Annotated in this window: 14 protein-coding genes; all 14 read left to right on the forward strand. The window is 37.1% G+C overall.

The window, feature by feature from the left end; translation table 11 throughout:
- Positions 1-38: 38 nt before the first annotated feature.
- The 14 genes from V1499_RS06255 (at position 39) to V1499_RS06320 (ending at position 14694) form a co-directional block, all read left to right on the forward strand.
- Complete coding sequence (locus V1499_RS06255; RefSeq protein ID WP_409274680.1) at positions 39-2348, forward strand: ABC transporter permease; 2310 nt, start codon at positions 39-41, stop codon at positions 2346-2348.
- A gap of 13 nt (positions 2349-2361) precedes the next feature.
- Complete coding sequence (locus V1499_RS06260) at positions 2362-3120, forward strand: ABC transporter ATP-binding protein (RefSeq protein ID WP_409274682.1); 759 nt, start codon at positions 2362-2364, stop codon at positions 3118-3120.
- Positions 3121-3429: 309 nt separating this feature from the next.
- Positions 3430-5085, forward strand: coding sequence for an alkaline phosphatase (locus tag V1499_RS06265; RefSeq protein ID WP_409276239.1), 1656 nt, complete (start codon positions 3430-3432; stop codon positions 5083-5085).
- Positions 5086-5289: 204 nt separating this feature from the next.
- The gene (locus tag V1499_RS06270) at positions 5290-6078 is read left to right on the forward strand and encodes a nitroreductase family protein (RefSeq protein WP_409274683.1); all 789 of its coding nucleotides are present in this window, start codon (positions 5290-5292) and stop codon (positions 6076-6078) included.
- Positions 6079-6363: 285 nt separating this feature from the next.
- Positions 6364-7194, forward strand: a complete 831-nt coding sequence (locus tag V1499_RS06275) for a GNAT family N-acetyltransferase (RefSeq protein ID WP_409274685.1) — start codon at positions 6364-6366, stop codon at positions 7192-7194.
- 397 nt (positions 7195-7591) lie between these two features.
- On the forward strand, positions 7592-8011 hold the full coding sequence (locus V1499_RS06280; protein ID WP_409274687.1) for a GNAT family N-acetyltransferase: 420 nt from the start codon (positions 7592-7594) through the stop codon (positions 8009-8011).
- 163 nt (positions 8012-8174) lie between these two features.
- The gene (locus tag V1499_RS06285) at positions 8175-9020 is read left to right on the forward strand and encodes a GNAT family N-acetyltransferase (RefSeq protein WP_409274689.1); all 846 of its coding nucleotides are present in this window, start codon (positions 8175-8177) and stop codon (positions 9018-9020) included.
- A 139-nt stretch (positions 9021-9159) separates the two neighbouring features.
- Positions 9160-9486, forward strand: coding sequence for a hypothetical protein (locus V1499_RS06290; RefSeq protein ID WP_316572402.1), 327 nt, complete (start codon positions 9160-9162; stop codon positions 9484-9486).
- Positions 9487-9602: 116 nt separating this feature from the next.
- Complete coding sequence (locus tag V1499_RS06295) at positions 9603-10136, forward strand: HAD-IIIA family hydrolase (RefSeq protein ID WP_409274692.1); 534 nt, start codon at positions 9603-9605, stop codon at positions 10134-10136.
- A 172-nt stretch (positions 10137-10308) separates the two neighbouring features.
- The gene (locus tag V1499_RS06300; RefSeq protein WP_409274693.1) at positions 10309-10860 is read left to right on the forward strand and encodes a D-glycero-alpha-D-manno-heptose-1,7-bisphosphate 7-phosphatase; all 552 of its coding nucleotides are present in this window, start codon (positions 10309-10311) and stop codon (positions 10858-10860) included.
- 320 nt (positions 10861-11180) lie between these two features.
- Positions 11181-11579: a DJ-1/PfpI family protein gene (locus V1499_RS06305; protein WP_409276240.1), complete on the forward strand. Its 399-nt coding sequence runs from the start codon at positions 11181-11183 to the stop codon at positions 11577-11579.
- Positions 11580-12323: 744 nt separating this feature from the next.
- Complete coding sequence (locus V1499_RS06310; RefSeq protein ID WP_409274695.1) at positions 12324-13697, forward strand: helix-turn-helix domain-containing protein; 1374 nt, start codon at positions 12324-12326, stop codon at positions 13695-13697.
- Positions 13679-14305 carry a GyrI-like domain-containing protein gene (locus tag V1499_RS06315; protein WP_409274697.1) on the forward strand — a complete coding sequence of 209 codons (627 nt, stop codon included), beginning with the start codon at positions 13679-13681 and terminating at the stop codon, positions 14303-14305. Before V1499_RS06310 ends, V1499_RS06315 begins: the two co-directional genes overlap by 19 nt.
- Positions 14306-14319: 14 nt before the next feature.
- Positions 14320-14694 carry a VOC family protein gene (locus tag V1499_RS06320; RefSeq protein WP_115450675.1) on the forward strand — a complete coding sequence of 125 codons (375 nt, stop codon included), beginning with the start codon at positions 14320-14322 and terminating at the stop codon, positions 14692-14694.

Below are 14694 nucleotides of genomic sequence, written 5' to 3' on the forward strand. Positions count from 1 at the left end.
GCAAATTTGGTTATAAAGCCAGAAAACGAAGGTGACTTATGTATTTCAGAATGATCCGAAATGACATTTTAAAGAGCAAAGCAATAACATTTACAACAATGATATTTGTTGCTGCAGCATCGATGCTTGTTTCACTCGCAGCGATACTCGTCGTCAATCTTTCGGGTGCGCTCGATACGTTAATGACAAAAGCTGAAACTCCACATTTTATGCAAATGCATTCCGGTGATATTAATACCGCGCGCCTTAAATCCTTTGCAGAGCAAAATGATAATGTCGAAGAATATCAGGTAGTTGAGTTCCTTGGCATCGACGGCGCCCAGATTATTTTAGGCGAAAATTCGCTTGCGGATAGCGTTCAGGATAACGGCTTCAGCCTGCAGAACGATAAATTCGATTTTCTTCTTGACCTTAACGGCAACATCATCAACAACGTATCTGACGGCGAGCTTTATGTTCCAGTAACCTATATGAAAGACAACACAGTTCGTGTAGGTGATAAGGCCGTAATCAACGGGAAGGAGTTTACCGTTGAGGGATTTCTCCGTGATTCGACCATGAACTCATCGCTCTCCGCATCAAAACGATTTCTTGTAAGCAGCAATGATTTTGCGGAATTAAAAGACCTAGGAAGTATCGAATATCTGATTGAGTTTAGATTAAAGGATTTCTCGGAAATAGGGGAATTTGAAACAGCATATGCTTCAGCAGGACTTGAATCGAACGGGCCAACGGTTACCTATACGCTTTTCAAAATGATGAACGCGATTTCAGATGGGATGATGATTGCGGTTATCCTTCTTGTAAGCGCGCTTGTCGTTGCAATCGCATTTATGTGCATACGCTTTACGCTCCTTGCGAAAATAGAGGACGACTACCGAGAAATTGGGGTAATGAAGGCAATAGGGATGCGTATTTCCGACATAAAGCGGATTTATCTTGCGAAATACGCTGCAATAGCTGCGATAGGCAGTGTTCTTGGATATATTCTTTCAGTTATGTTCCAAGGTTTTCTTCTTGAAAATATACGGCTGTTTATGGGTGAAAGCGAAAACTCTTCTTATGCGAATGTCTTAGGAATTATCGGTATCCTACTCGTTTTCCTCGCAATTATTGCCTATGTCAATAGTGTGCTGAAACGCTTTCGGAAAATATCCGCTGCGGAAGCTATACGCTTTGGCACCTCACAGGAAAAGACAGCAGGCGCTAAGCGTTTTTCCTTAGTTAGAAACAGACTGTTTAGCACGAATGTCTTTCTTGGTATCAAGGATGTTCTCGCTAGAAAAAAACTTTACGCAACAATGCTAGTGGTCCTGATTATTTCGGCATTTATCATTATTGTTCCGCAGAACCTGTACAACACGATTTCCTCAAAAAATTTCATCCAATATATGGGGATAGGAAGCTACGATCTGCGCATTCAAACCAATCTATCTGACAAAACCGATGAAATTGAGAGGGCGATAGACAGCGACAGTGCAGTTTCCAAGTATGCGGTTATGACAACAAAGACTTTCAAAGTAAAAACGGGAAACGGTTCAGAGGAAAATATTAAAGTTGAGCTCGGTGACCATTCGGCATTTCCAATAGAGTATTCTGAGGGCAGAGCACCTGCCCGTGATGAAGAAATTGCGCTTTCGTCTATAAACGCTGATGAGATGGGCAAAAAGGTCGGTGATGCTACTACGCTGGTGATAGAAGGGGAGGAGAAAAATCTCACCGTTACAGGAATTTATTCCGACGTTACGAATGGTGGCAAAACCGCAAAGGCTGTATTCACCGATAATTCGGCGAACGTCATGTGGACAATCGTTTGTGTTGAACTTTCGGATAAATCTCTTGTCGATAGAAAGGTTGCGGAGTATTCAGACCGGTTTGATTTTGCAAAGACTTCAGATATTGATGAATTTGTATCTCAGACCCTCGGCTCGACAATAAGTTCCGTTGAAATTGCCTCCTATGCTGCAGTTGCTGTTGCGCTTGTTATTACGGTACTAGTTACACTATTGTTCATGAAAATGCTTGTTGCAAAGGACAGGCCTTCCATAGCCATAATGAAAGCGCTTGGTTTTACAAACTCTGATATTAAAGCACAGTACGTTTCTCGTTCGGTTTTCGTTCTGATTATCGGAATTATTCTCGGTACTCTTCTCGCGAACACTCTTGGAGAGGTCCTTGCGGGGGTGCTTATCTCTTCGTTTGGGGCGTCAACGTTTAATTTTAAGGTAAATCCTCTTACGGCATATGTGCTTAGTCCGCTAATGATGATTTTATCAGTACTTATCGCAACTATGATCGGTACATCGAGCGCGGGACTAATAAAAATATCCGAAAATATTAAGGAGTAGGAGGAGTAGGAATATGGAGAAGATTATTATCGGTAATCATATAGTAAAAGCTTTCGGAGAGGGCGATGAACGGCGCAATGTTCTCGAGGGAGTATCAGTGGAAATATTCGATGGTGAGTTCGTTGCAGTTATGGGACCTTCGGGCTCTGGAAAATCGACACTTATGTTTGCTTTAAGCGGAATCGATGGTGTTGATGGCGGAATGGTCGTTTTTGATGGCAAGGATTTATCGGCTGTCGGGGAGAATGAGCTTTCAGATATACGTAGAACAAAAATGGGATTTATTTTTCAGCAGCCTACTATGCTAAAAAATCTGAATATCCTCGACAACATCATTCTTCCATCAATACGCGGAAACAAAAAAAACACCGCGGAAATATCGGAAAAAGCGAGAGCGCTTATGAAAAGGGTAGGTATTACGGAGATTGAAGCACGCGATACTACACAGGTTTCGGGAGGTCAGCTCCAGCGTGCAGGTATATGCAGGGCACTGATGAGCAGTCCGAAAATTATCTTCGGCGACGAGCCAACAGGAGCCCTCAACTCAAAATCTGCCGATGAAATAATGGACATTTTTTCTGAAATCAACGCGGATGGTACTGCGATTATGCTTGTAACTCACGATGCGAAGGTGGCAGCGCGGACAGAACGTATCCTGTTTATGCGAGACGGAAAAATTGTGAGTGAGTTGAAGTTTCCGAAGTTTAATGGGACGGATATTGAACGGAGAATTGAAGAAGTGACGGCGAAAATGCTGGAAATAGGAATTTGATTTCACAGTCTCAAAAATATTAATTAGGAATTATTGGTTTATAGAGGCTAATAGTTAAAGAGAAATTTTATCCCGCATTACGGACAGCTAACCAAGTAACTTCACTCTGTTGAATGAGTGGTCGTTCCAAGGCAATATTTTATTGAACATTTTTCTACTGTATCTTGATCCATTCCGATACAGTCATCAAAGATAGTGATTTTAACAAATGTTTTACAAACCCTTTACTCTAGCCTCAAATATAATTAATATACCCAATCTATGATAAAGGTGGCTTTACTACTTTTATCTTAGGGGGATGATTTGAAAATGAAACGCAATTTCAAAAACAAACTAGCTGGGGTCTCAGTGGCAGCTGCCGTTGCTGTTTCTTCTTTAGGTTTTGCAGGTTACACAAATTTAACTGAAGCTAAAGACAAGAAGAAACAACCAACCAACGTCATTATGATGGTAATGGATGGTACAAGCGTGGGTGCTACTTCTCTGGCAAGATGGTACAAAGGCGAGAACCTGGCTATGGATGAAATCGTCATTGGCGGAGTACGTACCCATTCTGCCGAATCCGCGATTACCGATTCCGCGCCAGCTGGTACAGCTCTGGCAACAGGAAATAAGAGCAACGATAAGATTGTTGGCCTTCTCCCTAAGGTTGTGAATACACCTGGTGTGGATCCAATTAATCCTGAAGATGCATTAAAACCGGTTGCGAACGTTTTAGAGGGCGCTAAACTTCAAGGCAAGGCAACTGGAATCATTTCTACGTCAGAAATTCAGCATGCTACACCTGCAGGTTTCTCTTCACATGCAGCACACCGCAGCAACTACCAGGACATTGCTGAGCAGCAAGTTTACCAGGGAATTGATGTTGTCCTTGGAGGAGGAAAAGAATCACTCGTACCTGGCACAACTAAAAATGCGCGTGTTGATGGAGAAAATCTATTAAACGTATTGAATCAAAATGGATATGATTTTGTAGAGACAAGGGACCAATTATTAAATTCAAAGTCTAATAAAATTTGGGGTTCATTTGCTCCTACCGCACTTGCATATGACTTCGATCGTAAGCAAGCAAGCAATAGCGAGCCATCCCTTGCTGAAATGACCAATAAAGCTATCAATACACTATCCAAAGATAAGGAGGGCTTCTTCTTATTCGTAGAAGGAAGTAAAGTGGACTGGGCCGCACACGCCAATGACACAATTGGCATGATCAGTGATGTATTGGCTTTTGACGACGCGGTAAAAGAAGCGTTGGAATTCGCGAAAAAAGATGGAAACACAATGGTTATCGCGGTCAGTGACCACGGAAACAGCGGTATAACAATGGGTAACCAGAACACGAATGGCAACTACTCTGAAATTCCAGTTTCAACTTACATTGATCCACTGAAAAAAGCATCTATGACAGTTGAAGGTGCATTAAAGCAGCTTAAAGCCGACCGCTCAAATATGAAAGAAGTAGCAGAATTGTATGGTCTGGATAACCTTACAGCAGAAGAAATTGAAGCTCTAAAAGCATCAAAAACCTTGCAGGCAGATATGGTAAAAATGCTGGCTAACCGTGCGAATATTGGTTTCACAACCGGCGGCCATACTGGTGAGGATGTGTTCCTTTACGCTTACGGCCCATCAAAACCATATGGACTGATCGACAACACAGACATCGCGAAAACGATGGCTAAATTCATGGGCTTTGACTTGAAAAAAACAACGGACAAGCTCTTTGTTAATGCAAGGGAATCATTTGAGAACAAAGGATACACTACTCGAATCGATGTAACAGATAAAAATAACCCTGTATTCATTGCAGAAAAACAAAATATCAAGATTGAAATCCCTGTTAACAAAAACGTTGCCCACGTCACCCAAAACAAAAAAACGTCCACTAAGACACTTGACGGCGTAACTGTTTATAACGGGAAAGATTTCTATGTATCCGAAAACGCACTAAACCTGTCAAACTAATCGCAAAAAATCGAACAGTGCCTGTCACTCCCCGAATTTTCTTGTTTCACAAAATGTTTCACGGATAAACCGCAATACTAAAAAGCCACTTGCTGAGCATTAGCAGGTGGCTTTTTAGGCTGAAACGATCATAAGATTTTTCGTGAAACGAAATTTTTCTATTCAGAACATTCACATTAAATGGTATAGTTCTTTTTATAAGGAGTGATTTCATTGGAATTCAACGAGGTACTATTTGGGCATAGATCGATACGGGAATACGAAGACCGGGAAGTGAGCCAGGAACTGCTGGATTATATTTTGGATGCGGGAATCCGCGCCTCTTCAAGCGGCAATATGCAATCGTATTCAATTGTCGTCACAAAAGACAAAGAGCTTCGAAAAAAACTATACACGGCGCATATGGAGCAGTCGATGGTCGTAGATGCGCCGGTCCTGCTAACATTTTGCGCCGATTTTAATAGAATGAGAAAATGGCTTGCGCTCAACGATGCACCCGTCCATTTCGATAACTTCATGAGCTTTATGATTGGTGCGATCGATGCAACGCTTGCCGCGCAAAACTGCGCCCTAGCAGCCGAGAATGCGGGTCTCGGCATCTGTTACATGGGCTCGACGCTTGCAAATTGTGACCAGATTGGCGAGCTGTTGAATTTGCCGCCGAATGTCGTCCCGGTTGTCGGGTATTCGCTTGGCTACCCAGCCGAAAACCCCGCGCTGCGTGATCGCTTGCCAAGGCAAGGACTCGTCCACTATGATACATATCGTGATTATTCAGATGAAGATATTCTCGAAATCTACAAGGACCGGAACGAAAAGGGATGGAACCGGTACATGGCCAACGCAAGGCTGAAGGAAATGACTGAAAAGCTTGGTTTGAAAAATCTTGCCCAAATCTATACGATCGCCAAGTACACGAAGGGATCACACATCCAATTTTCGCAGACAGTCCTCAACTACCTGGAGAAGCAAAATTTCATGGAGAACGAATGATGGAATTTCAGAAAAAACTATAAATGAATATACCAAAACCTCATTTCCTTATGCTGCGGTGAACGTATTACAAGTAAGTGAGCTTTCTTGCCTTTTTCAGGCGATAGTCAGTGCAGTTAACTATAACGAAGGGTGGGTTCAACCATTCCTATAACGGACCGGGCTGTTGTCAGCAAAAGATCGTTTAATAGGGAAGCCATTGTTTTTATATAAAAAATGTATTGCTATTAAAAACGCAAAGCCCATATAACGTATAGCGCTCGATGGTTTAAGGAGGGATATTCTATGATTTATGAAATAAATAAAATGGACTTTTATAAATGTAAAAGTTTACTAAATCAACAAGGACAATTAGAAGTTAAAGCTGTCATTGAAGGAATTAATCCTGGCCGTATTTTTGTGGACCATGTCGCTTCTCCTACTTCCGGCCTTGTATGGTTAGGCAATAATGATGGATTTATTTTTATCGGAAATGAAGAAAATGAGCTGTTCACTACCGAAATAGATAATTTTATTGATACCGTTATCAAACCTGAAGCAAAGAAAGTGGGACTAAATTGGTTTGAAGGAATGGGGAATCGCCCAAAGTGGAATAAGATTATTGAAAAGACGTTTGAACATCGCAAGTTAGGAAGCTGGAACCAGAGGGTTTATATGCTGCAAAAAGGGGACTATAAAACTGAAAATGACCCTGTCATTGAACAGGGATATGCTATAAAAAAGATTAGTAAAGCTTTCTATGAAAACAGTGAAAATGAAGTAAATAATTTTGAATTCCTACACTCGAAAATCTTAGAATACTGGTCTTCGCCTGATAACTTCTTTCATCAAGGGACTGGTTATTGTATCGTTCACGAAAAACATATTGTTAGTGTCTGCTTTTCTGGTTTTGTCGTTGGAAATGTACATTGTGTAGATATTGAAACATTAGAATTGTATCGGGGAAAAAAATTAGGTCAAAAGATAGCCCACCATTTTGTAAAAGATTGCTTGGAAAATGGCTTGGTTCCGTATTGGGATTGTATGGAAGCCAATAAGCCTTCTATTGCAATTGCAGAAAATCTAGGGCTTACCAATGTATTTAACTATAGAGGATATGAATTTCCGTTTGATTAATATTGTTCCGCCTTTTTAAAATCGGCGGATTTTTGCCGCCGAATGGCGTCTCGGTTGTCGGGTATTCACTGGGCTACCCAGCCGAAGAAAAAATTTATCACCTGTATACTTCGTAATTCAAGGAAAAGATAAAAATCAAAATGAGATAACCGTTTTTGTAAATTCAAATGATAAGCAATTCAATTATTCTAATCACTAAATCTGTTGTCCAGCTTTAAGCAATAAATACCTTGTTGCTTATTGCATAAACGGATGCGTAGATCCAGGAAGGGTTTCCGCACTTTTTTATTGAATTCTTTATTGAACAAACGGGCAGTTTAGTGTAAGAAGGATTTGTTTTATTCCGTAGCGAATTTGTAGCGAATTTTGTAATTTTATAAGTTAAGGTGGCTACATTTTGAAGTCCTTAGAAATGGCTCAAATAAATTATTTAGATGAGATAATGAAGATAGATGAAGAAGTTATCGGTAACAATAGCAGACGCGAATACATTATGAAAGCCATTGAAGAAGAGAGATGTATTGTTGCTAATGATAATAATCTTATCGTTGGTTTTTTAATATATGATACTCATTTCTTTGATTGTAGCTTCATTTCACTGATAATTGTAAGGCACACTGAAAGAAGAAAAGGATACGCAACATCGCTTATTAAGTGTTTTATAAACATTTCTCCAACAAAGAAAATTTTCTCTTCAACTAATAAATCAAATCATGGAATGCAAGAAGTTTTTAAAGCAAATGGATTCATACAAAGTGGATTTATTGAAAATTTAGATGAAGGAGACCCCGAGATATTTTACTTTAAATCTAAATAAGTTCTTTTTCAGCTAACGGGTGCGTTGATCCGAGACAGGATTAACCGCCCTTTTTGTTGAATTCCTTATTAAGCAAACGGGGCATTTAGTTCTATAAAAAAAGAAAATTACTACAATACAAAGGAATTATAAATATAATTATAAAAATTGAAGGAGAAAAATAATGATTGAATTAACGAAAAGTGAATTTGGAATAGTTTCTAATTTAATTAACGAAAACGAATATGAGGTTATTTTTGCTCATGCAGTACTGGACCAAAATCAACCAGGAAGAATATTTACTGATAATATTGAAAATCCTACTGTCGCATTATTTGCAAGTAAGGGTGGACATTACTTTTTAGTTGGTAATCCTCACAACGATGATTTTAATAACTCCTTATTTCAATTCTTAATGAATCAAAATAATCATTGGGTCTTTTTTGATCTTTATACTTTTTCATCTGAGTGGTCAGAAAAAATAAGTACCTTTTTGCAAGATCACGTAATAAAGGTAAAAAGGACTGGATTTTCATTTAACCCAGAAAGATTTTCAACTTTGCCTTCATGGAAAGAAAATATACCAGATGGTTTTGAAATGAAAGAAATGGATGAAGCATTGTTTGATCAATATCAAAACGAAATGGACAATCATTTTAAAATGTTATGGGATTCCCCAGTTGATTATTTAAAAAAAGGATTTGGTTATTGTCTCTTATATGAAGGAAGATTTGCAAGCGTATGTAATTGTTATTATATCGGTGGTGGCTATGCAGCTTTAGATATAATTACAGCAAATGAATTTCAAAATAAAGGTCTTGCAACTTTAACTTCCATGGCTTTTATTAAAAAATGTTTAGAAAGAGATTTAATCCCAAGTTGGGAATGTCAGGCAGACAACCTACCATCGTATAAATTAGCCTCTAAATTAGGATTTGACAAGCAAGATGAATTTCATATTTTTTGGTGGCATAAAAATAAAAAAGTATTAGAAAATTACATGAAAAGAAATGCCGAATTAAGTAACTGAAATATAAACCTTATGTGTGAATTCCTTATTGAACAAACGGGGCAGGTTAGCTCAAGATGAAAAGAAGAATTTTTTATAACATCCTGGAAATTTAATGGTAAAATTGAGCTGCGTTAGAAAATCGAAAGAGGTGGGACAAATGTATTGGGAGACACTTCCTGGTTGGGTTTGGGGAGTATATTACTTATACTTACTTCTTACATTGGGTGTTGGAATATTGAATGTTTCTCGAAAAAGAATATTAACTTTTTCTGTAATTACAATTGTTCTATCGATAACTGTTCCAATTATAAGTGTGTTAAATAGTATTGGGAGAGCTGAGGGTATCAATGAATTTGAACATTTAGTTGCTCAGTTACAACGAGGTTCAATTTGGTCAATTTATGTTGTTATAGGTTTTATATACCTCTTTGCATATTGGGCGGTAATCATCATTAAAAATAAGAGGAATGCTGGAATTTCTTAGTAAACATCGGGTGCGTTGATCCAGGAAGGATTAACCGCCCTTTTTGGTGAAATCCTTATTAAGCAAACGGGGCAGGAATGTTAAAGGAATAGGTGGAAATTATGGGGGGATTACCAATGAATATTGAGGCTGTTTTTATTGACCGAGATGGAACTATCGGTGGCACTGGACACTTTATTCACCCAAAAAATTTTACTCTTTATCCGTACAGTATGACTGCCTTACAAATATTAAAAGACAATAATATTAAAACGTTTGCCTGCACTAATCAGCATAGAATAAGTAAAGGTGAAGCTACGATAAATGATTTTTACAATGAATTTATGTCATTTGGATTTGATGATGCTTTTATTTGTCCACACAGTCCATATGATAATTGTAATTGTCATAAACCTAAAGCTGGATTACTGATAGAAGCATCGAAAAAATACAATATAGATTTATCAAAAACTGCTTTTATTGGCGATGTAGGGTCAACAGATATGTTAGCCGCTCATTCAGTTGGGGCAATAAAAATTTTAGTACTTACTGGATGGGGACATAGTTCATTGGATGAGCACAGAGAAAAATGGGCCGAAATAGAACCAGATTATATTGCTGAAGACCTATTAAAAGCTGTTAAATGGATTATAAATGGAGCTATAAAATGATGTTAATCGGGTGCGATGATCCAGGAAGGATTACCGCCTTTTTTGTTAATTCCTTATTGAACAACGAGGGCAGGTTTGTTTACCTTTATAAGGTTTGGATAACTTTTGCTGTACTATTGAACATTCTACAACTGGTATGACGTTAACCAAGAGAGAAAGGAGGACTATCTTCTTGATAGGAGTTTTTTTAGATCGTGATGGCACAATTGGAGGACATGGCGGAGGGATTCATCCAGCTGATTTTACCCTGTATGACTTTTCTGTTAGGGCAATAAAACTACTTAATGATTGCGAAGTAAAGGTTTTTCTATTTACTAATCAAAGTTGGATAGGAATGGGAAGATTTACTGAAAATGATTTAATAGAAGGCTTTAACACAATTAACAAATCCTTAGCAAAAGAGAAAGCTACACTGGACGGTATTTATTATTGTCCTCACACACCAACTGATAATTGCGAATGCCGTAAACCAAACCCCACACTCTTAATAAGGGCTAAGAAAGAATATAACCTGGACTTAAACAAGTGCTATGTTGTGGGAGATCGATTGACTGATATATACTCTGCAAAAAATGTTGGGGCAAAGGGCATACTCGTTGAAACGGGGAGAGGGGTAAAGTCCTTACAGGAAATGCATTCCAAAGGCATAGATTTAAAAATTGATTTCTTGGCAAAGGATGTTTTGACGGCGACTCACTGTATACTCAGGGATATTGATTATTGAAGTGGGAAACAACAAGTTTGTAAACAAATGTACTTAAACTATCGGGTGCGTGGATCCAGGAAGGATTATGGCCCTTCTTCTCGAAGAGACGTGGTAAGTTTGTGGAAGAAGGACTACATAAAATAGAACACTCTTTTTGCTAAATTGAAATGGAATTAGGGAGAGAATTTTAGTGAAAAAAACAGCTGTCTTATTGTATCCGCAATTCAGCGAATTTGAATTAAGTGTAGCTTTATCTATTTTAATGCAAGGGAAATAAACCAATTGTTACGGTTGGGCTAAATAATCAACCTATTACTGGTGAATCTGGACTATCTTGTATCGTTGACAGTACAGTTAGTGAAATTAACGTAAAAGAAATTGATAGCATTTTGTTACCAGGTTGTATGGACATAATTACAATTATTGATGGACAAGGATTATTTAAGTTTATTAAGCAAGTGGCTTCAGAAGAAACAGTAATTGCAAGTATATCCAGTTCTCCATTTCTTTTAGCAAAAGCAGGTGTGTTAAAAGGCAAAAAATTTACTGTTGGCCTGACAAAGGAAAATATGGAGAAGTTAGGTGTTTTTGAAACAGAAAATTACTCTGACGAATTAGTTGTACAAGTTGGAAACATTATTACAGCTAGAGGAAGAGGGTTTATTAGATTTGGAATCTATTTAGGTAAAGCGTTAAACCTTGAATTCGATGAAAAATGGTATCAAGAGAAATTTTAACCTTTATTATAATATACATCTTAACTAATGCAGAAATTGAATTTGTCGAAGATTGGGTAAAAATTTTAGAACCTTCGGAACTAGATGAAGGTTATGCTTTCGGAGAGCCACCATTTGCACCTGAATTATTTGAAGGTTATAAAGTGTATTCTGTTTGGTGGGATTAATGCCTGACATTGGATATATTCAAATAGTTAGTTTCCGATTTTCTTAAAGGAACTAACGTCTTTAAACAACACTAAAATAAATTCAAGGGTTGACACACTAGAAGGTGAAGCTAACCATTTAGTTGTAAATAAAGATAACGAGGAAGTTATTCAAGTTATAGAAAAAATAGTTCAAATTGCTGAAAGTGTACACCTTTAATAAAGGAAGTTTGTGAAGAAATGTACTTAAACTATCGGGTGCTTTGATCCAAGAAGGATTAAGCACCTTTTGTTGAATTCCTTATTAAACAAACGGGCCATGTTAGTTGAAGAAGCATGTCATCATTGCAATTACATAGAGACGTATACTATGCAACAAATAGCAACCTTATTTAGTGAAAACATTTTAAAATTCATGATTAAGGGTAAGAATTTGTTTGGATATTTATGTTAAAATTTAGATTTAAGAATAGAGTATTAAAGCAACACAGTTTTTGATAAAAAAGGACAAAAATAAAGTCTGTATCTTTGATATAGTTACAACAAAGAGGAGTTCTTACAGAAGATCGCTAGAGTATCTTTAAAAAGGTGGTGAATAATGAATTACCTAGTTAGTGTTCAAGCAGCAATAGATTTTATAGAGGAGAATATCGAAGAGAAAATAGAGTTAGAAGAAGTTGCAAAAAAAGCTGCCGTGTCACTCCCGCATTTATACCGAATGTTTTACTCTCTTACTGGGTATCCAGTAAAAGACTACATGCGTAAAAGAAAAATCAGCATCGCTTCAGACCACTTAAAATACTCAAAGCGATCAATCTTGGACATTGCACTTATTGTTGGTTTTGAATCACAGGCTTCTTTTACAAAGTCATTTAAGAAAATAGTTGGAATTACTCCGAAAGTATATCAAGAATCTGATTTGTTCTTTAGTTTCGATCGGATTGATTTATACGAAAAAATAAATTACTTAGAGGGACGGGAACTGTTCGATAGATATCCAGATATTAAAGTAATTCAACTGAAAGAAATGACTGTATTAAGTTATATACATAAATCAAACCTATTAGATGGAATTGAAAAGGATGCACTTATAGTAGTTCAAAAGCTAATTCAAAAATCTGATTTAGACCAGAAAAAAATGAGGCTTTTTGGACGAAATATAGAATTCGATGAAGTTTTGGATGAGAAATCAAAACTATATGCATATGAAATAATAATTTCTTTTGAAGAGCCTATCTTTAACTCAATAGCCGGAATGCAAATTAAAACTATTCAGGGTGGAATGTATGCAGTAGGTGTCACACCATCAACTAGCGATTACAGTGTTATATCATTATGGAATCAAATGTATTCAGAGTGGTTACCTAAAAGTTCGTTTACTGAAGGTTCACATACCTATTTGGAAGAGTACATTACCTTTAATGAGAAACTTGTTCGAATGAAACTATATTTGCCAATTAAACGCCAGTTAAAAGCTGAACTGATTAAAGTAGAGGAAACAGAATCTTTTTGTGTGGCATATAGTAGGATTTACGGATATGATTGCCAAAAGAAGGCTGATGAAACTTTATCTGAATGGTTACAATTAAATCCATCTATAGACTATTCTAATTGCTTGCTTTACTTCTCATACAACTATGATGCTGAAAATGAATTGGGGCATTGGTGTGAATATGGCATTACCAATTATTTCAGACATGAAGATATTACCACTCATAAAATTAATCAAAAGAAATTGGATGGTGGGTTATTCGCTGTAATAGAAACAAAGTCATACGGAACACTTACTGGTATTTTAGAAATCATTCACCGCTGGATTGTAAGTGGTGAAAAATATATTCTAGATGATTCTAGACAGTGGTTTGCTCAATATCAATCCTCTTATGTAAGTTCGTCTGACAATAACGTGTGTGTACGAGTCTATTTACCTATTATAGAAAAGGAGCAAACTGTATGGGTGACAGAGCTGTAAGAAACATTTTTCCTTTAGAAGATTATCTTCCTCAACGAACTCCACAATCATTGCAAGTTCTTTTGGGCCAACGAGAGAAGCATCAAAAAAGTAGAAAATTAGAAGTTAATACAGTTACTATTGAACCGTTTAACATGATAGCTTTAAAAGTTAAAGGTCGCATGGAAAACTTTGAGGCAGGGCTGGAAGTCAGAAAAGGATGGAAAAAACTAAAGGAAATACTATCTTCTGATCGTTCAATAACAATGGAAGGAAATGAAGGTATTGTCTTTTATAATCAAGGGAATATGATGCAATCTGATGGAACAGTTGAGCTTTGGATAGGAGTTAAAGTGAGTGATATTGCTCATACACCACAGGAGTGTATATGCTTGACTATACCCAAAAGAAAGTATGCTAAAATCGATTGCTGTTGTTTCAGTAGGGCAGAGATGGATCGTAGATATACCTATTTGAGTGAATGGATTAGAGAAAAAGGATACCAAATTGATATTGGTACTGATGCTTTTTCTCTTGAACCAAATCGACTTGACTCATTTAATCCTTTTGAAGTACCAGCTCATGAGATTCAGACATTTGATTTTGATATTTTATATCCAATTAAATAAAGGAGAGATAAATTTTGAGTAAATCATTCATTGAACAAGTACATTATATTAGAATCCCTGTTAGAGATTTAGAGCAGTCTGCACAATGGTACAAGGATGTGTTAGGACTTCAATTATTAACTATTACTGAAGATCCGTTTGCGATTTTAAAAATTAATGAAGGACCCTTTTTGATTACTTTAGTTCCTACTGAAGATGATACATTTGCACATTTTACAATTGATAATAAACCTGCCTTTAGCATTGGCTTTACAAGTCCAGAATTATCTAAATTTCATCAACACTTAATTGATAATCAAGTTAAGGTCGAGGATATAAAAGAAGATAATGGTCATGCCTTTTTCCACTTTTATGACCCAAATGGTAATAAACTTCAAGTACACTGGTAA

The organism is Neobacillus oceani, from assembly GCF_046237595.1.
GTDB lineage: Bacteria > Bacillota > Bacilli > Bacillales > Cytobacillaceae > Bacillus_D > Bacillus_D oceani.